We start from the raw sequence: 20319 nt of genomic DNA, 5'->3' as shown, positions 1-20319 counted from the left end.
GCATGGTATTTAATAGTGTTTTAATGAAATTCTCTTAATTTTGTTTTTATCAACTCCTCTAAATCTTTCTTCAATGGTTACAGCTACATAATATTTGACCTAATTTTTGTTTTCAAATTTTTAGCGTAAGTATTTTATGATATAAGTTTACTTTTTACAGGATTTTGGCCAGTTACATTGAATCATGAAAATGAAAATGCCTTAAAACCCTACAAAAGAAAGGAAAGGAGAATGTCGTGGAAAAACGTCGTGGAATTACTATTCTACGTAATAAAAGATTAATATTTGATTATTTTTTATAACAGAAAGGGCTATTAACTCAAGAAAATTTTGTCGTGGAATAAATTAATCTAAAAAATGGGGTGATTCTATGTTAGACATATATCTCGTAGAAGGACTAAGAGGGAAGTCTAAACAAACGATAAAAACATACACTTTTTGCCTTTCTCAATTCAAAACGTGGCTAGATGGTGCCGGTACTAGTTTAGAAGATTACTCACGAACTGATGTACAATTATATGTTAATTATCTTGTTAGCAAAAGATTTGCAGCTACTACGATTAACAAACATTGGAGTTCGATTAAACATTATAGCCGATGGGCTAAAAAAGAAGAAACGATTGAGGACATATCTGTAATCTCTCCACCTAATATGTTAAATGAAGCACCAAAGTCGCTAAACCGGAATGAAATACACAAGATTATTCGTGAGATTGATCGTTCTGGAAACGTCCGAAACTTTGCAATTGTTCAGTTATTAATAAACACAGGAATCAGACTGAATGAATTAGTACAACTTGATCGTGAAGATATAGAAATAACTGAACGGAAAGGGTCCGTAACCATTAGATATGGAAAAGGTAATAAAGAACGGAAAATTCCTTTATCTTCAGAGACTAGGAGAGCCATTTTAAAATATTTAGAAACCCGAGAGGATCAGCATGAAGCATTGTTTCTTTCGAATAGATATAAACGAATTTCAGAAAGAACTGTTCAACATATTTTTCAAAGATACGATATTAATGTACATGCTTTTAGACACACATTTATTACAAAACTAGTTAGAAACGGTGAAGACTTTAGCATCGTCCAAGCATTATCAGGACATGCAAATGCTGATATGGTTATGAGGTATGCTGCACCGAATGAGGAAGATAAAAATGAGGCAGTCACAAATTTGTGGTTGACTGACTGAAAGTAATAATATCAAAAGAGCTTCAAAATAATGGAGCTCTTTTGATATATGGTAGAAATATTCTGAATGAATACATATTTAAATCAAATTACCTGTAACATATAGCCCAACTCAACTGGAACATCTGAATGCAAATCCTGTCGTAAAATGCTGAACTCTAGTCTGTGCTTAGAGCAAGTATTTTCGAAGATTTTAAAATTTTTAAGCTCCCTAAATTCTTCATAATCATAGATTATTACTCTTTGAATATTATTGTTTTCTTTTTCCATATTAAGAAACTCATTCAATAGCGAAACATCATTTAGACTTATAACCATTGTCTTTTTATAAAATAAATCTCCATGTATTTTAATACTTTCAGCGTATTGATTATACTTTTTTAAATCAAATACTACCCCTAAAAACACGTAATCACCCCAACTAATTTATTAGTACTTACTATATTAACGCGAATCTAATCATCTTCAAGTCTTAATTTTCATTAAAGGTTTTATCATCTAATTAACCGCCAACTAGAAATGATTTCTGTCCTACTGATAAATGCAAAAAGACTCCAAAGTTATTTTATTCTCTTTTTTGCCCCACAAACTGAATAACATGTGACAAACCATTATGAAGTTCTCCTTCATTCCTTACAACCTCGCCCATAAAAAAGTGAACAATCCGCCAATCTGAAAATATGCTTAGAAACTCTTCTGGTTTGTATAGCAATTCTATATTTTGTGGTCCACCACTTTTGTATGGTAGTTGATATACCGAATACACCTCTGAAATAAAATAACCACCTGGCTTAACTGATTCTTTGACACCTTCAAGTGTTTTTGTACGTAATGCCTCTGGAAAGTGACCAAAAATACAAATCAATCCATCCCACTGATCTTTATCCCAGTTAGCTTCATTTAAGTCTACAAGCTTTGTTTGAACTGTTACGTTTCTATCCTTGGCAAGCTTTTCTGTTTTAGCCAGTCCGGATTGCGCATAATCCCATGCAGTTACATTCATTCCTTGTTGCGCCAAGTAGACTGCATTTCTACCTTCTCCTTCAGCAATAGCCAATACATCTCCTGATAGGTTTAATTTTTCATGGACATCCGCAAGAAATACGTTTGGATTAGTTCCATAAACATAATTCTCATTTTTAAATCGATCATTCCAGGAATTCATAGCTTGTTCTCCTTTGGTTTAATTTTTTAGTCGACACTTTTTATTAATTGCTCCATCATTTCCTTATTCATCGGTCCGACAATTTTCTTTCGAACAATCCCCTGCGAATCAATTATATAACTTGTTGGGATCGTAAAAGCTTGATATGTTTCTCCTGTATCGCCTTTAGTATCAAGCAGTATTGGAAAAGTTAATCCATAATCTTTTACAAATTTTCCAATATCGTTTGTGTTCTTTTCTGCAGTCGTTAAATTAACTGCTAGGATTTCTACATTTTCTTTTTGTTGATCTAGATAAAACTCTTGCATATGAGGCATTTCAGCTTTACAAGGAGGACACCAAGTAGCCCAAAAATTTAAAATGACTTTCTTTCCTTTATAGTCAGACAGTTTTACTTCTCTTCCTTCAAAAGTCTGGAGTTGAAATTCAGGTGCCAAATTCCCTTCTTTTATTCCACTAATTAAATCATTATTTTCTATTCGATTGTTAAGGGAGGTTTCATCCATATTGTCTTTTTCTGAAAATGCATAGTCATATACTCCCCAACCTAAAAGACCAATCAAACCTACTAAGACGAGTATTTGTTTGTTCATAATCCCACTCCTTTAAAAATCGTGAATGTAGAGAGATAAGCACTGATTTTTTCCATTTGACCAGTGAATAATAAAAACCCCATTATGATAAGAATTACTCCATTAACTAACGAAAGCTTTGGTAACACCTTATTGATTCTTTTAATCACATTTAAAGAGTATGTCACAAGAAAAGATAACAAAAGAAAAGGAATACCTAGTCCTAAGGCGTATATCCATAATAAAAACATACCAGAATAAATCGTTTCTGTTGAACTAGCCAGTAATAAAATGGACGATAAAGCAAGTCCTACACAAGGTGTCCACCCTGATCCAAATGCTAAACCAAGGATAAATGATTTTAGAGAACTAGCTTTGGACTTCCTACTATAATCAAACCGTTTTTCAGTCATTAAAAGCTTTATTTTAAATACACCAAGCATCTGCAATCCAAAAATAATGATGAGGAATCCCCCTATCATTTGAATCAATTTCTTATTATCTAAAAATATTTGTCCTACAACACTTGCTGAAGCTCCTAATAACACAAATACAATACTAAATCCAAAAATAAAACTTATTGAACGAGACAATAGGACACTCTTCTGGGTATTTACTTTTCCATCTTTTACTGACCCATTGGTTAAATGGGCAACATATGCAGGAATTAATGGAAACACACAAGGTGAAAAAAATGAAAGTACCCCTGCAGTTAATGCAAAAAATATTGTGATATTCTCCAATTCTTACCCACCTTTCTTTCTACTGTAGTTTTCTGTCCCAAAGGTAAAGAGACAAGATTATTAATCCTATAAAAAACCACTGCTCCATCGAGAAAATAAAGACAGTATTTTCATTGATTAGAACCAATGAGAGTATTATTTTGTAGAATGAAAATAAGACGATGACAGAAAAAAATGACTTATATGAGGATAGAATCCTTTTAACTAGAATGAGTATCAAATTAGTCAACGAATAAATGCCAATAAGAACATGATAAATGAAATTATCCTCTACAAAGGTGGCGAATAAAAAGTGATAGACAGACAGCACTGAAAAACTAAATAGTAAGCCGTATTTCAAAGTAACTAGCATTGAAATATCTAATTTCCTTGCTCTATAAATAAAGTAGTAGATTGAAAAAATAATAGCTAAAATTAAGCCACTTCTTCCTCCTGTAAAATACAACAACGACAAAGGACTTTTTATGACTAATGAAGGCTCCGTAAGAAGTAAGCTACCTTTCCAAATAAAAAAGCCTAAAAACACGCTATTAGTTAATAAGTCAAATATTGCCTTATTTTGTTCCCTATTCGGTAAGCGTAGGAGCAATACTTTTATAAGAACTATTCCAAATAGAATTGCCACTCCAAGAAGAAACCATTTAAAGAGAATCGTAAAAGAACCGATTTGAATGATATCCATGGGTACCTCCTAAAAAATTGCTTGATGTTTACACAAAAAGGGGCTGTTTAGCCCCTTTTCTTAAAACATTCTTTGAATCAAGACGATGACTCCTACCAGGAGCCAAACTAAAATCCCTGGTCATATCGGTGGAAAAAATGACCGTGATTTTTTGTTAGGAATTCCTCAACTACCTTTTCCACAGTTGTTATGATCTTTATTCATATTATCAGTCTACTCCATTACTTATTTTATAATTTCTCCCTGCCATTCTTGAATACCGCCACTTACACTTACAACATTCCCATAACCAATATCTTTTAAAATGTTTGCAGCTTGAAGACTTCGTTTCCCACTCCTACACAATAGAACGATTTCCGCATCTTTAGACAGACCTTTATAATCGGATTTTAATGTGCTTAGTGGAATGTTTTTCATCCCTTTAATATGACCTGCTTCATATTCATGGGGTTCACGCACATCAACAAAGATTATGTTACTTGATTTGGGATCCTGTAATTTTTGCTCCAACTCATTAATTGAAATTGTTTTAATACTTTTATTTTCAAACTGGGTATAGACAAAATATAATACTAAAATGACAATGGGTAGATATAATGCTATTGTTTTAATCTTCAAAGAAACTCCTGCTTTCAGATGTACTTATAGTGTAAGGACAATAAATTGCCCGCCACCCAATATGGTCTTGGTATAATCAATTTTGACATTATTAAAATATGGTTTACTTGTTTCATGTACTAAAAAACTTATGCCGTCTTGTTCAATGATTTCATCATTTTCTAAAGCTGACTCTTCCAGAGCCAGGCGAAGCTGAGGTCCCCCTCAACCAATGCCCATTGCAAGACGAATAACCGGTTTTTTTACATCTTTAACTTCTTGTCTTATTTTTGATATCGCAGCATCTGTAATTTTAATCAACGTTATTCCTCCTATATATTTAAAAATGTACAAATAAATCCGCTGAAACTGCCTCATTTAAAACCCATTTAATGGGGACTTGCTCAGCTGGATACTTAAATTGCGTATGGTCCTTTATATCTAAGTCCACCACATAAAATTTAACACCAGATTCAACAGCTATCTCAAGTAAATCGTTAATTGAAGGTGCGTTAAAATCAGATAGCGCATTAGACAAGTATTCAATTCCATCCGATGGAATAGGAATGTATTTATGGTCTAAAATGTTTACTCCTTTTCGTGAGAAGGCTAAGATCACATCAGCCCCGGATGAAGCAGCTCCAACGGCAACATTTAAGGGTGGGTAAGCAGACTCTAATTCATCATGAAGTGCTAATACTACAACCTTTTTCTTATTCATGTTTAGTCCCCCTCTTAATAGCTTAAAACAGCATCAGCTTGGTAGGCTGCTTCTAAAAAGGTAACAACGCCTGCAAGCTCTGCTCCATCTATTAATTCCAAACCATCTGCAATTAACACGTTCATTTGACAACCATACAATTTAATCCCTGCCTCTAAAGCTATTTTAAAAAGTGAGACTAGATCCACTCCATGCGTTCTCGTCACTTTTTTTAAATAACGTTTATCTAAAACACGGGCTCCATCAAGATCAAAAAATATGGTGACTTCATTTTTTGGGTTGACCATTTCAATCGATTTCTTTAGTACATAGGGAACATTTGAACTTAACGATACAAAATAGATGTATTTCTTATTTGTCATTTTTAGCCCTTCTTTCAGATAAGCTAATTTTATGTTTTATTTTCCCCTATTTTTATAAGATATCTAACCAAATCTTAACAGCAGTAGCTCCAATTAATAACGCCAAAATAATTTGTAGTATTTTTGTATTCACTTTTTTTCCAGCTATTGCTCCTAATGGGGAAGCAAGTAAACTTGCAACGACCATAATAAAAGCAGGGAAATAATCAATCTGTCCAGTTGTAATTTTACCGACAGTTGCACCTATTGATGATATAAACGTAATTGCTAGTGATGATGCGATTGTCATTCTTGTTGGAATTTTTAATACCACTAACATGATTGGCACTAATAAAAAGGCTCCTGCTGCCCCGACGATTCCAGCACCTACACCAACAATAAGGGCTAAGATTGCTGCGAGCCATTTATTAAATTTCACCTGATCTAAAGGGATATCATCTATCCCCTTTTTCGGAATAAACATCATCACAGCTGCAATTAAAGCTAGTATCCCATAAATTAAATTAATGCCTCCTTCTGACATTAACTTTGATCCAAATCCTCCAACAAAACTACCTACTAAAATACTAGCACCCATATACATGATTAACGTTTTATTTAAATATCCACCTTTTCGGTATGCCCAAACTCCACCAATGGTTGCAAAGAATACTTGAATCGCACTTATACCAGAAACCTCATGAGCACTAAAAGCGGCTAAGCCAAATAATGGTGGAATATATAATAACATTGGGTATTTAATAATTGACCCACCAATACCTAACATTCCAGAAATGTATGATCCGATAAATCCGATTAAAAATATTGTAATAATAAATCCAAAATCCATCTTGTTACCTCCTTTTGAAAAAAGGGAACCCTACATAGGCTCCCCCTTATTTTTCAACCTTTTTTAATCCAAAATTTAAATACATCATTTTCTTCTTCATGTTTAATTAATTCATGACCACCAGATGTTGCCCAAGCTGTCAGGTCGTTTTTAGCACCCTTATCTGTTGCATGAATTTCTAGAACTTCTCCTGTTGCTAAGTCATTCATAGCTTTTTTTGTTTTTACAATTGGCATTGGACATGCTAATCCTTTTGCGTCTAAAACTTTAGTTGATTCCATTGTTTATTCCTCCTAAAATTAATTTTTATCTAACCGCACAACGGTTTGGTCCGATTTCCATTTCACGTTGTTTTTCTTCATCAGGGTTGATTTTCCCCATGTTTGTTTCACGAATTTCTTGATACGCATTTGGTTGTGGTGGTAGGTTTTCTGTTACTAGTTTTCTGAACTCATTTTCGTCTTCAATGTTTAAACCGTGATTTTTTGCAAACAGTGTTCCTAATTTTTCTGATACACTACCATCGTCATTCAATTCATCAATGATCATAAAGTGTGCTGGCAGAACAACTAAATCTTCTGATAGCTCTCTGTAGCGTAAGTACAGACTTTCTCTTAAATCTGCTACCCAATCCTCTGCCATACCAGCAAGGTCTGGTCTTCCAATTGAATCGATGAATAATATATCTCCTGAAAGAAGGAACTTTTCATCAACAACAAAAGATGTAGAACCGATCGTATGACCTGGAGAGTATAGCGCATGAATATCAATCGCCGTATTTCCGATTGTCACTACATTTCCACCTTCTAGAGCCTCGTACTCAAATGTTACTTCTGTCGCATCTTTTGGAGGTAACCAATATGTTGCACCTGTTCTCTCAGCAATCACTCTTCCTCCTGAAATATGGTCAGCATGAAGGTGTGTATCAAAAACATGCGTAATTTTTGCTCCAATTTCATTTGCAAAATCAAGATAAATGTCAGTCATACGAGTTGCATCGATAATCGCAGCTTCACCGTTTGAAGTAACCATGTATGATAGACATCCTTTTCCGATACGAACGAACTGATACACTTTGCCTCCATCTCTTAATTCCCCAACTTTAACTGGTTCTAAGTGTTCACTCCATGCTTTCATGCCACCTTGTAAGTAGGAAACTGTTAATCCTTCTTCAGAAAGCATCTCTGCCACCATAACAGATGACCCTTCTTTAGCACATACAACCACTATTTCTCTATCAGAAGGAAGCTTCTCTAAGATTTCTTCCACTCCATCCAGTAATTCAAAATACGGGATATTTAGATAGTCAAAGTTTTCACCTTCAATTTTCCAATCTTGAAAATCACTTTCGTTACGAACGTCTAGAATAAACAATTCTTCTTTATTAAATACTTTTTGAGTTACTTCTTTTGAAGTCATAGCTTTTACAGTCATATATTTTTACCCCCTACGGTATAATTTAATTTAAAAAAATATTTAAGATTAAAAAGTAAGTGTTACATCTGCATCCTTTGCATATTCTAAAAAGGTTACTGCTCCACCAACTTGAATTCCATCAATAAATGAGTCTTTTTCTAATCCCATAACATCCATTGTCATTTGACAACCAATGAACTTAACACCCATTTCTTGTGCCATTGCTACCAATTCTGGAATGGCTGGAACATTTGCATTAGCAAAACCTTCGGCAAAGTGTTCTTTTCCCTCCGGCATTGGAAGCTGTTTGTATGACTCTTTATGGATTAAGTTTAATCCTTCAAATGTAAAGAAAATCGCTACTTCCTGATCCGATGCTGCTGCAGCTGTTGCAATATTAAACACTTTATATGCATCAAATAATCCACCATTACTTGCTATAATTGCTACTTTATTCATTCTTAATTCCTCCTAGTTTCTTAATGCTAGCATTATATTATTTGGATCATAACCAACAACCCACTTACCATTTACCTCTGTTTGAGGAACTCCCATTTGACCCGTCTTCGCGACTATTTGGTTCATAATCTCTAGATTTCCTTCAACATTTATCTCTCTAAAAGGTATATTTTGATCTTCCAAAAAGTTCTTTAACATAACACAATACGGACAGCGTGTGGTTGTGTATACCGTTACTGTGCTCATATCAATTTTCCCTCCTTATTTATTTACACTATTGGTTTTGCCTGACCAAGCACTCATCCCTGGCACAACATTAATTACATTAGAAAAACCTTTTTCAGCTAACTTTTGAGCTGCAAGATCACTACGGTTTCCTGTTCGGCAAACCACATAAATCTCATCTCCTGTATTTAATTCTGAGAATCGATTTTCTAACTCTCCTAAAGGAATTGAAATTGCATTAGGAATATGGTTAAAAGCATACTCTGCTGCTTCTCTCACATCTAAAACTACAATATTCTCATTTGCTAAAAGCTTCTTTTCAAGCTCTTCATTACTTGTAACATTAGGATGTTTTCTTTCAATTGTTCCATCATTGGAAGATTTTCTAAGGTAATGCTTTAACACATCTCCTTGTTCAATTGTGCCTAGATACTGATGTCCAGCGCTTTTTGCCCATGCTTCCAGGTCAGCTTTTGACCCTTTATCTGTTGCTTGAACCTCTAAGACTTGACCAGCTTGTAACTCATTCATTGCCTTTTTTGTTTTTACGATAGGCATTGGGCAAGCTAAGCCCTTTGCATCTAATAAAAGATCTGTTTTTAATGAATTCATAATATAAAAACCTCCTATTTATTACCCTTATGGGTATATTAACTTCTAAAAAAAATCACCTTATTTTGTTTCGCCTTCCCATGCAAGCATTCCGCCTGTCATGTTGGTTACCTTAAACCCATGACTTTCAAGAAATTGACAGGCGCGCCCACTACGTGCACCAGAACGACAAACCATGATATAGTCTTGTGACTTATCTAATTCATGCAAACGGAATTCTAATAACCCTAGTGGAATGTGGATCGCTCCTGGGATTTTCCCAGTTTCCACTTCTTCCACTTCACGAACATCAATTAGGTTTAATGGTTGACCTTCTACTAATAATGTTTCTACTTCTTTAGCGGATAACTGCTTCATTTTTTCTCCTCCTTTTTATCTCCAGGCACTCATACCACCTTTTACATTTGTCACGTTCGTAAATCCTAATTTTTTTAATATTTTAGTAGCATTTTGACTTCTCATTCCACTTTGACATATAACAACTACTTCTTTGTCTTTTGATAGTTCCTTCTCCGCTTTTTGCGCAAGTTGTTGGAGCGGAAGGTTTTTAAACCCTTTGATGTTATTTCCCTTAAACTCCCCAGGAGTACGAACGTCAACAAATTGTTTATTCTTATCTTTTAATTCATTTTTTAAATCTGTTGTTGAAATTTGTCTAACACCTTTAACCGGGATGATTCGTTTAATGATAAATAACAGAAAGAGTCCAATAATTATATAATTTAGATATTCCAAACTTACTCCCTCCTTTTTATGTAGGGGAGAATCCCCCTAACGTGTTTAGATAAATAGATTTACATTTCCATCTTCTGCATCTGCTAAATACGCAGCTACACCTGCATATTCAATATTATCTAAAAGTTCTTCTTTTTGAAGTCCTAATAAATCCATTGTCATCGTACATGCAACGAGCTTTACATCTTGTTCTTTTGCCATTTCAATTAAATCTGGAAGTGGCATTGCATTATGCTTTTTCATCACATCTTTAATCATTTTAGGACCGAAACCTGCGAAATGCATTTTTGACAGACCCATTTTGTCAGCACCTCTTGGCATCATTTTGCCAAACATCTTTTCCATGAATCCCTTTTTAACTTGAATATTTTCATCTTTTCGAAGAGCATTTAACCCCCAAAATGTGTGGAAAATTGTTACTTCATGATCATAGGCAGCTGCACCATTTGCAATAATATAAGCTGCCATTGCTTTATCATAATCACCACTAAATAATACGATTGTGGTTTTTTTCTTTTCTGTCATGCTTGTTCCTCCTCTTTGTTGTTACCCATTAGGGTATTTATCTGTATAATTTTTTTACACTTATCTCTACCCCCATGGGTATTATATTATTAAAAATAAAAGAGAGTCAACCTCTTTATTTCTATCTACTTCTTACAAGCAGATTGACAGCTTCTTTTAGTAGTTCTTCTGTATTTCTCTCACCAGTTTCTTCGGCGTTTCGAACACATTCCACTAAATTTGAACTGACGACAACTCCAATTGTCCGATCAATTGCTGTTCTTGCTGCAGATAACTGAGTGATAACATCTTTACAGTCTTTATTTTCTTCCATCATTCTTAAGATTCCTCTAAGTTGTCCTTCAATGCGCTTTACTCTGTTTTTCATTTGATCGTTGTATTCCATCTGTTTTCCCCCCTTAACAATAAGTTTCTTTATTTAATTGATTTCCCTTTGATACAGTTTGTTCTTCATTAGTAATTGTGTATCCAACCACCTTAAATCCCTTTGTACGTAAGAATCGAATACCAACATTCTTTTCAAGGCGATTCGAAGCAACTACTATCAGATTTTTACTTGGTATTTCCAAGTAGTACCTTTTCAGGTATGCAACTGGAACATTGATTGCTCCCTTTACGGGATTTTTATAGGACTCATTATAGTCCCTAACATCTACTTTAATCAATGTTGTTAAATCTAGTTCTTTCTTATTATCTATATAATTTAGTCCTATGATTGGAAAATATCTTATAGCTATCAGGTAACCGACAACTATTAATAAAACAAACATTACAATCGCCATGTTGACTGTCCTCCTAACTTTCAGCGGCTGACAAGACTTATAATATACCGTACTGGGTATATTGTCAACACTCTAAAAACAAATATATAAAATGAGCCCATGAATAATATCTCATGAGCTTTTATAGGCATTTATCCTAAGGATGAATTTCTTCATTTTAAAGATTTAAGCTTTCTTAAAGCTTCCTTTTCCTTCGTAATTTCCACTGCTGTCCTTATTCCCATTCTTCTAATAATCGGTAAAGGTGGGCACCATCCCTGTAAAGAATGTTGGATCATAAACACACTTGTAATTCCAGACAATGCCATCCATTTTTTATTGCCTAATAATCCAAGTAAAGATGATATCAATACAATTGATGCAAAGTTAAGTTCTAAAACTCTTTCGGTATCCCATTCATAATTTAATTCTTTAATACGTCTATCTATTTCTTCTTCAGTTTTTCGGTAGTATTTGTTGATATTATGGGCAGTTTTTCGTTCTATTTCATTATTGATTCCATCATCAGTGTTTAACTTTACTTTAATTGTAGTTGGTGGAAATAGATCTCTCACGTATTCCCATCCTCTCGTTGATTGGTATATAAACCCATTGAGTTTTTAAAATAAATCTTCTATAATACCTAGTATAATTATAGGAATTAAAGGATATAGGAGGAACCTTATATGAAACGTTTTTTAAAATCTCTTTTCAATGAGAAATGTCCTACTTGTAATAAAAATTTAGTCAGCGATAAAACGAACTCATTACTCTCAATTGTAATTAAATCATGTCCAGATAATCATTTCCAAAGGGAATATCATCCTGCACTTGAGACATACGTTGAAAGTAATAAGGTGTTTTAAAATAAAATATCAGACCAAATTTTAATTGAAGTAGCTAATATGAGTAGTGCCAAAATCCATTGTAGGATTTTGGTATTAATTTTTTTCCCAAAATTAGCACCAAGTGGTGAAGCGATTAGGCTTGCAACAACCATGATTAACGCTGGATAATATTCAACTTGACCCGTTGTAATTTTCCCAACAGTTGCACCAATTGACGAAATAAACGTAATAGCCAAAGAAGTCGCTATCGTCATTCTAGTTGGAATTTTTAGCACTACGAGCATGATAGGAACTAAAATGAATGCACCAGCAGCACCAACAATTCCCGCACCAATCCCAACTATTAAAGCTAGAACAGCTGCGAGCCATTTATTAAACTTCACCTGATCAAGAGGGATCTCGTCGATTCCTTTTTTAGGCAAGAACATCATCACAACGGCGATTAAAGCTAGAATTCCATATACAAAGTTAATTCCACTTTCGGTCATGAGCTTTGAGCCATATCCACCAATAAAACTACCAATTAATATGGCAACACCCATGTATATAATTAACGTTTTATTCAAGTACCCGCCTTTTCTATAAGCCCATACTCCCCCTATTGTGGCGAAGAAAACTTGTACGGCGCTAATTCCAGACACCTCATGTGCACTAAATGCAGCTAATCCAAACAGTGGCGGAATGTATAGAAGCATGGGATACTTAATAATCGATCCACCAATTCCAACCATTCCGGATATGAAGGATCCAATAAAACCGATAAGGAATATAACCACGATAAATGCAATATCCACTTTCTTTTTCCTCCAATCAAAGGGGGAGGGTAACCGTTTAAAGGTACCTTCCCCTAAATTCTATCCTTTTTTTAACCAGAACTTATAAACACCATTTTCTTCTTCATCTTTTAGCAATTCGTGTCCACCCGATTGTGCCCATGCGGTCAAGTCATTTTTTGCCCCTTTATCTGTTGCATGAATCTCAAGGACCTCCCCTGAACTTAATGCATCCATTTCTTTTTTTGTTTTTACAATTGGCATAGGACAAGCTAGCCCTTTTGCATCTAACACTTTATTAGCTTCCATGGTATTACCTCCTTATCTAACGGCACATCGGTTAGGACCGATTTCCATTTCTCTTTGTTGTTCTTCCTCAGGTTTGATTTTACCCATATTTGTTTCACGAATTTCTTGGTATGAATTTGGCTGTGGCGGAAGATTTTCTGTCACCGTTTTTCTGAATTCAGCTTCATCATTAATATTTAATCCATGATTTTGTTGATAAAGCACACCAAGTTTTTCTGAAATACTTCCATCATCATTCATTTCGTTAATTCCCATGTAATGGGCAGGTAGCACTAGAAGATTATCAGCTAGCTCTTTGTAACGTTGATAAAGGGTATTTCTTAAATCTCCTACCCAGTCTTCAGCTTTACCAGCTAGATCAGGGCGACCAATGGAATCAATAAATAAAATGTCACCAGTTAACAAATATTGATCATCAACGACAAAAGATGTACTACCAATGGTATGCCCAGGAGAGTAAATGGCTTTTATGGTTGTCTGTCCAACCTTGTATTCATCGCCATCATTAATTTGTGAATAGTTATATGTGACTTCTGTAGCATCCTTTGGTGGTAAATAATAGGTTGCACCATGTTTTTCAGCAAGTTCTCTACCACCAGAAATATGGTCAGCATGCAAATGAGTATCTAAAACGTGTGTTAACGTAATATTATGTTCCTTTATCATCTCTTCATATGGAGACAACATTCTGTTAGTATCAATTATTGCCCCTTTCCCGTCAGACTCAATTAAGTAGGAAAGGCAGCCTTTTCCAATACGTACAAATTGATAGATGCTTCCTCCATTTTTTAAACTACCTATTTTTATTGGCTCAAGGTGTTCACTCCAGGCTTTCATACCACCTTCAACCGAATAAACATCTGTAAATCCAGCTCCCATAATTTGTTCTGCAACGAATTCAGAAGATCCACCTTTTGCACAGATGACATAAATTTCTTTATTTTTTGGTAACTTCTCTAATATTGAATCTACCCCTTCTAAAAGATCAAAGTATGGCTTATTTATGACCTCTATATTTCGTCCCTCGATTTTCCAATCGTCAAAATCATCTGTATTTCGTGCATCAAGAATGAAAAGGTCTTCATGATTAATTACTTTCCGAGCTAAATCTTTAACAGATATTGTTTTCACAGATGTTGTTGTTCCCATGTGTCTCCTCCTTTTACTTTTCTAAAAGTTGAGTAACCGTTTCGGTATCATACCCTAAAACCCACTCACCACTGATTTCAATTTGAGGGACTCCCATCTGACCTGTTGTTTCAACCAATTTATCTCCTGCAGCAGGATCTTCTTGCACATTTACTTCTTTAAATGCCACACCTTGCTCATTTAAAAAGTTTTTTATCATTACACAATAGGGACAAGTGTGTTTGTGGTATAGACAGTAACATTCTTACTCATCATTCTTCACTCCTTTAGAACGTAAGGGTCACGTCTGCATCTTTAGCAAAGGATAGGAATGTAACTGCACCGCCAACATCAATCCCTTCTACAAAATGCTCTTTTTCTAAACTCATAACATCCATTGTCATTTGGCACGCAATCATTTTTACACCCATCTCACTCGCCATTGCAACTAGCTCTTCAACTGGTGGAACATTCGCTTTTTTAAATCCTTCTTGAAAATGTTCTGTTCCTTTAGGCATTGGCAAATTTTTATGACCTTCTTTATGAATGAGATTTAAGCCTTCAAATGTAAAAAAGATTCCCACTTCAGCATCAGTAGCAGCTGCAGCCGTTGCAATATTGAATACTTTATAGGCATCAAACATCCCACCGTTTGAGGCAATGATAGCTACTTTCATTTTTATTCCTCCTTGTTTAATGATTTTTATCGACCGGACCTGTCCAGTCTTTCATTCCAGGAACTACATTTTTAACGTTTCTAAAACCTTTTTCGGTTAACTTTTGTGAAGCAAAATCACTCCGACTCCCCGTCCTACAAATGACATGTAGATTGTCTACATTGTTAAGTTCTTCAAACCGATTTTCTAATTCACCAAGAGGGATATTTATGGCGCCTGGAACATGACCGAATGCATATTCAGCCGGTTCTCTCACATCTAAAACAGTTACTTTTTCATTACCATCTAATTTATTTAATAATTCATCTAAATGAACCACATCCGGATGTTTTGCTTCAGGTTTTTCTTCTTCTGAACGAGCTTTTCGAAGATAATGTTTTAATGTCTCGCCCTCTTCTACAGTTCCTAAATATTGATGACCGGTACTAGAAGCCCAAGCCTTTAAATCAGCTGTTGAACCTTTATCGGTAGCTTGAATTTCCATCACTTCACCTGGTTCAAGGGTGTTCATTTCTTTTTTTGTTTTTACAATTGGCATCGGGCAAGCTAGTCCCTTTGCATCTAACACCCTGTTAACTGTAACTTCCATTGAGATTCCTCCTTCTTGGGTTACGGTTTTTCAACTTCATCTTCCCAATTTAGCATTCCACCAACCATATTTTTCACTTTATACCCCTTATCTTGCAAAAACTCAGCAGCCATCCCACTCCGACTCCCCGATCGACATACCATAAAATGCTCCTTGTCTTTGTCAATTTCATGTAATCTATTTTCAAGCTCTCCTAAAGGGATATGGTAAGCACCAGGTATTTTCCCTTGTACAACTTCTTCATGTTCACGAACATCGATAATACTTTGCGCTTTTCCTTGCCTAACTTTTTCAGATACTTCTTTTGGTAAAATCTCAGCAACTTTTGACTTAGTATTCATTTCGTCACTCCTTATGTTGAAGTATACAAGTCATACTTAGAATTCTCTTTTTTCTGGTAAATATGTTTATTAACACCCCTCCATATAAAACCAAAACAAGTTCCAAGGTGTGACTTTTAACACATCAAAGTATAAAAATTAATAGAGATATCAACATGCATAAAAAACGTAGTAATAGTAGGTGGAGTTGCTGAAGAAGCAACAACTGCCGCAAGATTGAGAAGGCTGGATGAAACATCAACGATTGTTTTATTTGAAAAAGGGATACACATTTCATTTGCCAACTGTGGATTGCCTAACTATATTGGGGAAACGATTAAGGGACTGAGCAAGATGTTGGTTCAAACGGTTGAGAGTATGAGTAAAAAGTTTAATTTAGATATTTGAAATCTTAGTGAAGTGTTTAAATTAAATCAAGAAGAGAACAGTAAAATATGTACTGCCACTAGAATTTTAATTAATTTAGGATATAAAGCCCTCAATTTAGATCGTGGTTGGAAAACGTATTCTTCGGTATATAAAAACCCTGTATTGCTACGGGGTTTTTAACTCTTCAACTTTTGACTTACCTACATACTCCTCAACTTTTTTCTGGAACCAATAAATGATAAGTGAAAATGAAATAAATGTTAGAAAGATTTGATGTTGTCTAAACCGAATTAATTTGAATACATTAAGTTTTTGAAACAAGGTGGTAAAAGGATATGAAAATAACCAATCCAAAATAATGTTTGCTCCTAGATACTTAAAAAAATTCCCATATGAATATTTAAATACCCATAACGTTCCTACAAAAAAGGAGCTCAATACAAAGGAAACATTAGTGGTTAGATCAGGTATTAAATTGATTTTCACCTTCCACCATCTTCTAGATTGCGCTATTTCACTCATTAGCGCTAAAAGCAAAGAAACAAAAGTCGCTGATGGTAAAAATCGAAAAAAATGTTTCTTTCCTATTAGTGGTATCGTTAACAATGGGAAAATTAATAACCCCCACATTATGTAAGTATATCTTTTCATTACCATACCTCTTTCTTAAATAATAAAGGGAACAGAATAATTAGTTATCCTCTTCCCTTATTATCCTTCTATATACTTTTATTAATACAACCAATTAAACGATCTTCAATATCTTGTGCAAGCTTCTTCACTTGTCTCATTGTTTACAAATATATGTTATATAGTCTGTTTAACTTTTTAGGAACGAGGAAGAAGTTAGATAAAAAAAATTTTTTGTGGCACTCTTTAGATTTTCGAAGAGTTAATGGTTGTTTTTATTTATAAAAACACACCGCAAAATTGCGTTGGAATATTAAAAAATGGATAACTGTTTATCTCTTTTTATTTCTGCTTTCTTTCTTGCACAAACCTAATCCGTTCAGTTTTAGGTACATTCACCACAATTGCATCTAAAAATGATGATAATTATTGCGTAGTAAGAGTCTACTACGCAATAATAGTGTAAATCTATCGTGAGAGTAACATTAATTACACAAAAATATTCAGTGGTAAGTGTATGTCATTTACTGGTACAATCTTTTTTACTTAATTGTAAAAAGTATGGCAACGGTGGTTAAATACAATGACCATAATCAAAATGATTGCAAACGTTTTTCAGTTCCTTTTACAAATAGTTGTTAAATAATTGTTTAGTTGTTCAAAATAGCCCACATTACTCCAATGTTGAATGTCATTAAACTTGTCCACTCTAGTATTGTCTCAATTTTTTTTGCCATTTGTTCTGGTAAATTATCATTTATCCTATTATTAATGAAAAACTTAATTAAAGTGATTACAAAAAAGATTGCTACTGCAATAATACAGCCATTTGCAATGCGATCAATACTATCTACTAATACTTCTAATTCTTTTGTCATTTAGAAAACCCCTCTCTATCATAAAAGTTTTTTTCATACCTGTTCTTTATATTTCTTTTCAAAAAAACCTTTATTTTAAGAGTGATTAGTCATTTAAAATTCAAAAAAAATGTTCATTGAGGAACCGAAAATTTACATTCCCATTATAATTATAAATCCCTAAAAACAGCCGAAAGCTGTTGAATATAGCCTAAAACAGTCAAACTTAATAAATGTTAATGTAATGCAAATTTGTTCGTTTTCTTTCATTTTCCTTGATAGTAAACATTTAATATTATCCTATTGTATGGATTTTTTTCGTACATTGAATTTATTTTTTTCGTTAATAAATTTTTACTAAATTTTAATTACAAGAAAGCAAAAATTTTTCTTCTAAAAATAAGAAAAGATCAAATAGTTAACAAAACCATTTGATCTTTTGTGTATTATTATTACAATCAAAAAAGAAGTAAACACAAGAAAGCGGCAAAAGAATTAGAGGACATTGTCAGAAGATTCTAAGGGGAATGATTTATCCTGACACTATTTATTTCAACATTTACAGATAATTACCTTCTTTTATATTAAAAATATTATCAGCTATTCCCTCTGTACCCTCTAAAAATAATCATTATTATTGATTCTTATCGGCTAATTTTCATTATTATTTTGTAACTAGCATGACACATTTTTAAACTTTGAAATAGAGACGTTTATTCCCATTCTCGTCTATAAAGACAGTATTATATTTCCTTTCCCTTTTTTCTTTAAGTTCCTTTCTAAAATAATTTAGAGGGATGTACCAACTTAAAGAACCGTACAAATAAACCAAAATTGTAATCCCTCCATATACGGGGCTATTGGTAAACAAGTAAATTAGGAATCCAGCAAATGCTCCTGTTAAGTTAAATATATTAATAGCAATCGTATTCCAAAATTTTTCATTTTGATTTTTTGCTAAGATTACAACATGATCATACATATATAAATAAAATCGGTGAAATAGAACGCCACTACTAATGAATACTGCAGCAAAGGATAAAAAATAGTAGGTTGGGTCAAGTTTTAATGTTAAATAATTAATAGGGTATAGCATAACTGAAGAAATTGAACAAAAAATTATAGACCAAACAAATAGTACAGAAATAATCCTTAAATTAGTATTAATATCCTTTTCGTTTATATTATGCAACTTGGCTCACCTCTCTCTTAATGATGCCAAGACAGAATAGATTACTAAGTTCCAGCAGAATGCCCCCATAAAGAAAAAAAATGGCATAAAAAAAGTAGAAAATACTCTATTCCCTTGAAAGAAAAGTATCACCCCGGACACTAATGAGACAAACAATATGAGCGTAAGCATAATCCAAGAAAATATTGGTGGCATTCCATTATTATTATATTTCTCATTGACCAAGTATTGATATGTTAGAACGTACATTCGCTTATAAATAAATCCACCTATCTGCATAGTCAAGTATGCAATGATAAAATATGCCATAGCACTGTTTTCCCAGAATTGTAAGGTCAAAGGAGCAAACAAAGTTATAACAAACAATCTACATAAGAAATGAAATAAATGAGTATTCAGCCTCGTCTTTTTACTTGGTATAAGTAGTTCTATATCAAACGCCCCCTAATCTTAGAAATTTATTGGTATTCTATTATTATACGTCGATCTAAGAATACAGTCAGGGCCAAATGAATAGTATAAAAAGACACAAACCTTTATATTTTGACATTTGAAAAAGAGCGGGATTATTGCTCCTTTTTCTTAAATGCCATTGCTGGCAAATTTGGAACTAACTTTGCCGAATGGAAACTAATAAACCATATAAAGCCTCCAACAACTGCAAACCATGTAAAATTTAATGTATCCACTATTTTGTGCTGCATTGCAAACCAGTTTCCCAATAAGACTAAAGAACAATTTATTGCAAAAACAGGAAGAATAAATAGATATCGAACAAAGATAGCAAGGAATCCCTTTTCCTTAATTGATTCATGTAATCCGATATATATTTCACTAAAACAAAATGAACCAATTATAGAAAAAATTAAAGCATTCATGTAAGTGAACTGGTCAATTTGAAAAGATATCGGAACAAATGGTATAAGAATAAATATCGTTATCATAAAGAAAAATAAATAAGTAAATCCTTTATGTATATCGTGTTTATACAAGATAATCACTCCTTAA

Annotated in this window: 32 protein-coding genes and 2 pseudogenes; 3 read left to right on the top strand and 31 right to left on the bottom strand. The window is 33.7% G+C overall.

Going from position 1 to position 20319, the window contains the following annotated elements; translation table 11 throughout:
* Positions 1 to 370: 370 nt before the first annotated feature.
* Positions 371 to 1195, top strand: coding sequence for a tyrosine-type recombinase/integrase (locus tag KHA97_RS01375; protein WP_066294739.1), 825 nt, complete (start codon positions 371 to 373; stop codon positions 1193 to 1195).
* An 83-nt stretch (positions 1196 to 1278) separates the two neighbouring features.
* Here the strand turns inward: KHA97_RS01375 and KHA97_RS01370 are convergent, their stop codons facing one another.
* The 20 genes from KHA97_RS01370 to KHA97_RS01275 all read right to left on the bottom strand — a co-directional run bounded on the left by KHA97_RS01370 (position 1279) and on the right by KHA97_RS01275 (position 12173).
* Complete coding sequence (locus KHA97_RS01370) at positions 1279 to 1602, bottom strand: hypothetical protein (RefSeq protein ID WP_066294742.1); 324 nt, start codon at positions 1600 to 1602, stop codon at positions 1279 to 1281.
* Between the two features lie 157 nt (positions 1603 to 1759).
* Positions 1760 to 2359, bottom strand: a complete 600-nt coding sequence (locus KHA97_RS01365; RefSeq protein ID WP_066294746.1) for an SAM-dependent methyltransferase — start codon at positions 2357 to 2359, stop codon at positions 1760 to 1762.
* 26 nt (positions 2360 to 2385) lie between these two features.
* A complete protein-coding gene (locus tag KHA97_RS01360) occupies positions 2386 to 2952 on the bottom strand; it encodes a peroxiredoxin family protein (protein WP_066294748.1) in 567 nt (188 codons plus the stop codon).
* Positions 2949 to 3674 (bottom strand): cytochrome c biogenesis CcdA family protein, encoded by a 726-nt coding sequence (locus KHA97_RS01355; protein WP_082677184.1) that lies wholly within the window; start codon positions 3672 to 3674, stop codon positions 2949 to 2951. Before KHA97_RS01355 ends, KHA97_RS01360 begins: the two co-directional genes overlap by 4 nt.
* A gap of 19 nt (positions 3675 to 3693) precedes the next feature.
* On the bottom strand, positions 3694 to 4356 hold the full coding sequence (locus KHA97_RS01350) for a hypothetical protein (RefSeq protein ID WP_066294749.1): 663 nt from the start codon (positions 4354 to 4356) through the stop codon (positions 3694 to 3696).
* A 225-nt stretch (positions 4357 to 4581) separates the two neighbouring features.
* Complete coding sequence (locus KHA97_RS01345; protein ID WP_066294751.1) at positions 4582 to 4974, bottom strand: rhodanese-like domain-containing protein; 393 nt, start codon at positions 4972 to 4974, stop codon at positions 4582 to 4584.
* 319 nt (positions 4975 to 5293) lie between these two features.
* Entirely contained in the window at positions 5294 to 5674 is a 381-nt protein-coding gene (locus KHA97_RS01340) for a peroxiredoxin family protein (RefSeq protein ID WP_066294753.1), read from the bottom strand.
* Positions 5675 to 5688: 14 nt separating this feature from the next.
* Positions 5689 to 6036: a DsrE/DsrF/DrsH-like family protein gene (locus KHA97_RS01335; protein ID WP_066294754.1), complete on the bottom strand. Its 348-nt coding sequence runs from the start codon at positions 6034 to 6036 to the stop codon at positions 5689 to 5691.
* A 52-nt stretch (positions 6037 to 6088) separates the two neighbouring features.
* Positions 6089 to 6865 (bottom strand): sulfite exporter TauE/SafE family protein, encoded by a 777-nt coding sequence (locus KHA97_RS01330; RefSeq protein WP_066294755.1) that lies wholly within the window; start codon positions 6863 to 6865, stop codon positions 6089 to 6091.
* Between the two features lie 53 nt (positions 6866 to 6918).
* Entirely contained in the window at positions 6919 to 7146 is a 228-nt protein-coding gene (locus tag KHA97_RS01325) for a sulfurtransferase TusA family protein (protein ID WP_066294756.1), read from the bottom strand.
* 25 nt (positions 7147 to 7171) lie between these two features.
* Positions 7172 to 8299 carry an MBL fold metallo-hydrolase gene (locus KHA97_RS01320; protein ID WP_066294758.1) on the bottom strand — a complete coding sequence of 376 codons (1128 nt, stop codon included), beginning with the start codon at positions 8297 to 8299 and terminating at the stop codon, positions 7172 to 7174.
* 48 nt (positions 8300 to 8347) lie between these two features.
* Positions 8348 to 8740: a DsrE/DsrF/DrsH-like family protein gene (locus tag KHA97_RS01315; RefSeq protein ID WP_066294760.1), complete on the bottom strand. Its 393-nt coding sequence runs from the start codon at positions 8738 to 8740 to the stop codon at positions 8348 to 8350.
* Between the two features lie 12 nt (positions 8741 to 8752).
* Entirely contained in the window at positions 8753 to 8986 is a 234-nt protein-coding gene (locus tag KHA97_RS01310; protein WP_066294762.1) for a glutaredoxin family protein, read from the bottom strand.
* Positions 8987 to 9001: 15 nt separating this feature from the next.
* The gene (locus KHA97_RS01305; protein WP_066294764.1) at positions 9002 to 9577 is read right to left on the bottom strand and encodes a sulfurtransferase TusA family protein; all 576 of its coding nucleotides are present in this window, start codon (positions 9575 to 9577) and stop codon (positions 9002 to 9004) included.
* A gap of 60 nt (positions 9578 to 9637) precedes the next feature.
* Positions 9638 to 9934 carry a rhodanese-like domain-containing protein gene (locus KHA97_RS01300; protein WP_066294766.1) on the bottom strand — a complete coding sequence of 99 codons (297 nt, stop codon included), beginning with the start codon at positions 9932 to 9934 and terminating at the stop codon, positions 9638 to 9640.
* A 15-nt stretch (positions 9935 to 9949) separates the two neighbouring features.
* The gene (locus KHA97_RS01295; protein ID WP_066294769.1) at positions 9950 to 10312 is read right to left on the bottom strand and encodes a rhodanese-like domain-containing protein; all 363 of its coding nucleotides are present in this window, start codon (positions 10310 to 10312) and stop codon (positions 9950 to 9952) included.
* 45 nt (positions 10313 to 10357) lie between these two features.
* A complete protein-coding gene (locus KHA97_RS01290; RefSeq protein WP_066294773.1) occupies positions 10358 to 10837 on the bottom strand; it encodes a DsrE/DsrF/DrsH-like family protein in 480 nt (159 codons plus the stop codon).
* Between the two features lie 121 nt (positions 10838 to 10958).
* A complete protein-coding gene (locus KHA97_RS01285; RefSeq protein WP_066294775.1) occupies positions 10959 to 11222 on the bottom strand; it encodes a metal-sensitive transcriptional regulator in 264 nt (87 codons plus the stop codon).
* A gap of 13 nt (positions 11223 to 11235) precedes the next feature.
* Positions 11236 to 11619, bottom strand: coding sequence for a rhodanese-like domain-containing protein (locus KHA97_RS01280; RefSeq protein WP_231734798.1), 384 nt, complete (start codon positions 11617 to 11619; stop codon positions 11236 to 11238).
* A gap of 152 nt (positions 11620 to 11771) precedes the next feature.
* A complete protein-coding gene (locus KHA97_RS01275) occupies positions 11772 to 12173 on the bottom strand; it encodes a DUF2892 domain-containing protein (protein ID WP_066294778.1) in 402 nt (133 codons plus the stop codon).
* A 111-nt stretch (positions 12174 to 12284) separates the two neighbouring features.
* Between KHA97_RS01275 and KHA97_RS23805 the strand changes: the two genes are divergently transcribed.
* Positions 12285 to 12464 carry a hypothetical protein gene (locus KHA97_RS23805; protein ID WP_066294780.1) on the top strand — a complete coding sequence of 60 codons (180 nt, stop codon included), beginning with the start codon at positions 12285 to 12287 and terminating at the stop codon, positions 12462 to 12464.
* Here KHA97_RS23805 and KHA97_RS01270 read toward each other — a convergent pair.
* The 7 genes and pseudogenes from KHA97_RS01270 to KHA97_RS01240 form a co-directional block, all read right to left on the bottom strand.
* Complete coding sequence (locus KHA97_RS01270; RefSeq protein ID WP_066294783.1) at positions 12461 to 13240, bottom strand: sulfite exporter TauE/SafE family protein; 780 nt, start codon at positions 13238 to 13240, stop codon at positions 12461 to 12463. The genes KHA97_RS23805 and KHA97_RS01270 overlap by 4 nt on opposite strands.
* Positions 13241 to 13300: 60 nt before the next feature.
* Complete coding sequence (locus KHA97_RS01265; protein WP_066294785.1) at positions 13301 to 13528, bottom strand: sulfurtransferase TusA family protein; 228 nt, start codon at positions 13526 to 13528, stop codon at positions 13301 to 13303.
* 12 nt (positions 13529 to 13540) lie between these two features.
* Positions 13541 to 14677 carry an MBL fold metallo-hydrolase gene (locus KHA97_RS01260; RefSeq protein WP_066294787.1) on the bottom strand — a complete coding sequence of 379 codons (1137 nt, stop codon included), beginning with the start codon at positions 14675 to 14677 and terminating at the stop codon, positions 13541 to 13543.
* Positions 14678 to 14690: 13 nt separating this feature from the next.
* A pseudogene (locus KHA97_RS01255) lies at positions 14691 to 14929 on the bottom strand (glutaredoxin family protein).
* Positions 14930 to 14943: 14 nt separating this feature from the next.
* Positions 14944 to 15333 carry a DsrE/DsrF/DrsH-like family protein gene (locus KHA97_RS01250; protein ID WP_066294792.1) on the bottom strand — a complete coding sequence of 130 codons (390 nt, stop codon included), beginning with the start codon at positions 15331 to 15333 and terminating at the stop codon, positions 14944 to 14946.
* Positions 15334 to 15349: 16 nt separating this feature from the next.
* Positions 15350 to 15922: a sulfurtransferase TusA family protein gene (locus KHA97_RS01245; protein WP_066294795.1), complete on the bottom strand. Its 573-nt coding sequence runs from the start codon at positions 15920 to 15922 to the stop codon at positions 15350 to 15352.
* Between the two features lie 20 nt (positions 15923 to 15942).
* A complete protein-coding gene (locus KHA97_RS01240) occupies positions 15943 to 16263 on the bottom strand; it encodes a rhodanese-like domain-containing protein (RefSeq protein WP_066294797.1) in 321 nt (106 codons plus the stop codon).
* 159 nt (positions 16264 to 16422) lie between these two features.
* On the opposite strand from KHA97_RS01240, the pseudogene KHA97_RS23800 reads away from it, so the two are divergent.
* Positions 16423 to 16647 (top strand): annotated as a pseudogene (locus KHA97_RS23800) (CoA-disulfide reductase); the annotation flags it as partial.
* Between the two features lie 150 nt (positions 16648 to 16797).
* Here KHA97_RS23800 and KHA97_RS01235 read toward each other — a convergent pair.
* The 4 genes from KHA97_RS01235 to KHA97_RS01220 form a co-directional block, all read right to left on the bottom strand.
* Positions 16798 to 17283, bottom strand: coding sequence for a hypothetical protein (locus tag KHA97_RS01235; protein WP_066294805.1), 486 nt, complete (start codon positions 17281 to 17283; stop codon positions 16798 to 16800).
* 629 nt (positions 17284 to 17912) lie between these two features.
* Positions 17913 to 18140: a hypothetical protein gene (locus KHA97_RS01230; RefSeq protein ID WP_066294807.1), complete on the bottom strand. Its 228-nt coding sequence runs from the start codon at positions 18138 to 18140 to the stop codon at positions 17913 to 17915.
* Between the two features lie 670 nt (positions 18141 to 18810).
* Positions 18811 to 19311, bottom strand: coding sequence for a hypothetical protein (locus tag KHA97_RS01225; protein ID WP_066294821.1), 501 nt, complete (start codon positions 19309 to 19311; stop codon positions 18811 to 18813).
* 566 nt (positions 19312 to 19877) lie between these two features.
* Positions 19878 to 20303: a hypothetical protein gene (locus KHA97_RS01220; RefSeq protein WP_066294823.1), complete on the bottom strand. Its 426-nt coding sequence runs from the start codon at positions 20301 to 20303 to the stop codon at positions 19878 to 19880.
* Between the last annotated feature and the right edge of the window lie 16 nt (positions 20304 to 20319).

This window comes from Lederbergia citri, from assembly GCF_018343625.1.
Taxonomy (GTDB): domain Bacteria; phylum Bacillota; class Bacilli; order Bacillales; family Bacillaceae_C; genus Lederbergia; species Lederbergia citri.
The sequence above is the reverse complement of the archived record's forward strand: the minus strand, read 5'-3'. Positions and strand labels throughout refer to the sequence as shown.

Excerpts from the sequence above, each read along its gene's own strand:
- KHA97_RS01375 (WP_066294739.1), top strand. The coding sequence starts at position 371 with ATGTTAGACATATATCTCGTAGAAGGACTAAGAGGGAAGTCTAAACAA.
- KHA97_RS01365 (WP_066294746.1), bottom strand. The coding sequence starts at position 2,359 with ATGAATTCCTGGAATGATCGATTTAAAAATGAGAATTATGTTTATGGA.
- KHA97_RS01360 (WP_066294748.1), bottom strand. The coding sequence starts at position 2,952 with ATGAACAAACAAATACTCGTCTTAGTAGGTTTGATTGGTCTTTTAGGT.
- KHA97_RS01350 (WP_066294749.1), bottom strand. The coding sequence starts at position 4,356 with ATGGATATCATTCAAATCGGTTCTTTTACGATTCTCTTTAAATGGTTT.
- KHA97_RS01340 (WP_066294753.1), bottom strand. The coding sequence starts at position 5,674 with ATGAATAAGAAAAAGGTTGTAGTATTAGCACTTCATGATGAATTAGAG.
- KHA97_RS01335 (WP_066294754.1), bottom strand. The coding sequence starts at position 6,036 with ATGACAAATAAGAAATACATCTATTTTGTATCGTTAAGTTCAAATGTT.
- KHA97_RS01330 (WP_066294755.1), bottom strand. The coding sequence starts at position 6,865 with ATGGATTTTGGATTTATTATTACAATATTTTTAATCGGATTTATCGGA.
- KHA97_RS01325 (WP_066294756.1), bottom strand. The coding sequence starts at position 7,146 with ATGGAATCAACTAAAGTTTTAGACGCAAAAGGATTAGCATGTCCAATG.
- KHA97_RS01320 (WP_066294758.1), bottom strand. The coding sequence starts at position 8,299 with ATGACTGTAAAAGCTATGACTTCAAAAGAAGTAACTCAAAAAGTATTT.
- KHA97_RS01315 (WP_066294760.1), bottom strand. The coding sequence starts at position 8,740 with ATGAATAAAGTAGCAATTATAGCAAGTAATGGTGGATTATTTGATGCA.
- KHA97_RS01310 (WP_066294762.1), bottom strand. The coding sequence starts at position 8,986 with ATGAGCACAGTAACGGTATACACAACCACACGCTGTCCGTATTGTGTT.
- KHA97_RS01305 (WP_066294764.1), bottom strand. The coding sequence starts at position 9,577 with ATGAATTCATTAAAAACAGATCTTTTATTAGATGCAAAGGGCTTAGCT.
- KHA97_RS01300 (WP_066294766.1), bottom strand. The coding sequence starts at position 9,934 with ATGAAGCAGTTATCCGCTAAAGAAGTAGAAACATTATTAGTAGAAGGT.
- KHA97_RS01290 (WP_066294773.1), bottom strand. The coding sequence starts at position 10,837 with ATGACAGAAAAGAAAAAAACCACAATCGTATTATTTAGTGGTGATTAT.
- KHA97_RS01285 (WP_066294775.1), bottom strand. The coding sequence starts at position 11,222 with ATGGAATACAACGATCAAATGAAAAACAGAGTAAAGCGCATTGAAGGA.
- KHA97_RS01280 (WP_231734798.1), bottom strand. The coding sequence starts at position 11,619 with ATGGCGATTGTAATGTTTGTTTTATTAATAGTTGTCGGTTACCTGATA.
- KHA97_RS23805 (WP_066294780.1), top strand. The coding sequence starts at position 12,285 with ATGAAACGTTTTTTAAAATCTCTTTTCAATGAGAAATGTCCTACTTGT.
- KHA97_RS01265 (WP_066294785.1), bottom strand. The coding sequence starts at position 13,528 with ATGGAAGCTAATAAAGTGTTAGATGCAAAAGGGCTAGCTTGTCCTATG.
- KHA97_RS01260 (WP_066294787.1), bottom strand. The coding sequence starts at position 14,677 with ATGGGAACAACAACATCTGTGAAAACAATATCTGTTAAAGATTTAGCT.
- KHA97_RS01250 (WP_066294792.1), bottom strand. The coding sequence starts at position 15,333 with ATGAAAGTAGCTATCATTGCCTCAAACGGTGGGATGTTTGATGCCTAT.
- KHA97_RS01245 (WP_066294795.1), bottom strand. The coding sequence starts at position 15,922 with ATGGAAGTTACAGTTAACAGGGTGTTAGATGCAAAGGGACTAGCTTGC.
- KHA97_RS01240 (WP_066294797.1), bottom strand. The coding sequence starts at position 16,263 with ATGAATACTAAGTCAAAAGTTGCTGAGATTTTACCAAAAGAAGTATCT.
- KHA97_RS01235 (WP_066294805.1), bottom strand. The coding sequence starts at position 17,283 with ATGAAAAGATATACTTACATAATGTGGGGGTTATTAATTTTCCCATTG.
- KHA97_RS01230 (WP_066294807.1), bottom strand. The coding sequence starts at position 18,140 with ATGACAAAAGAATTAGAAGTATTAGTAGATAGTATTGATCGCATTGCA.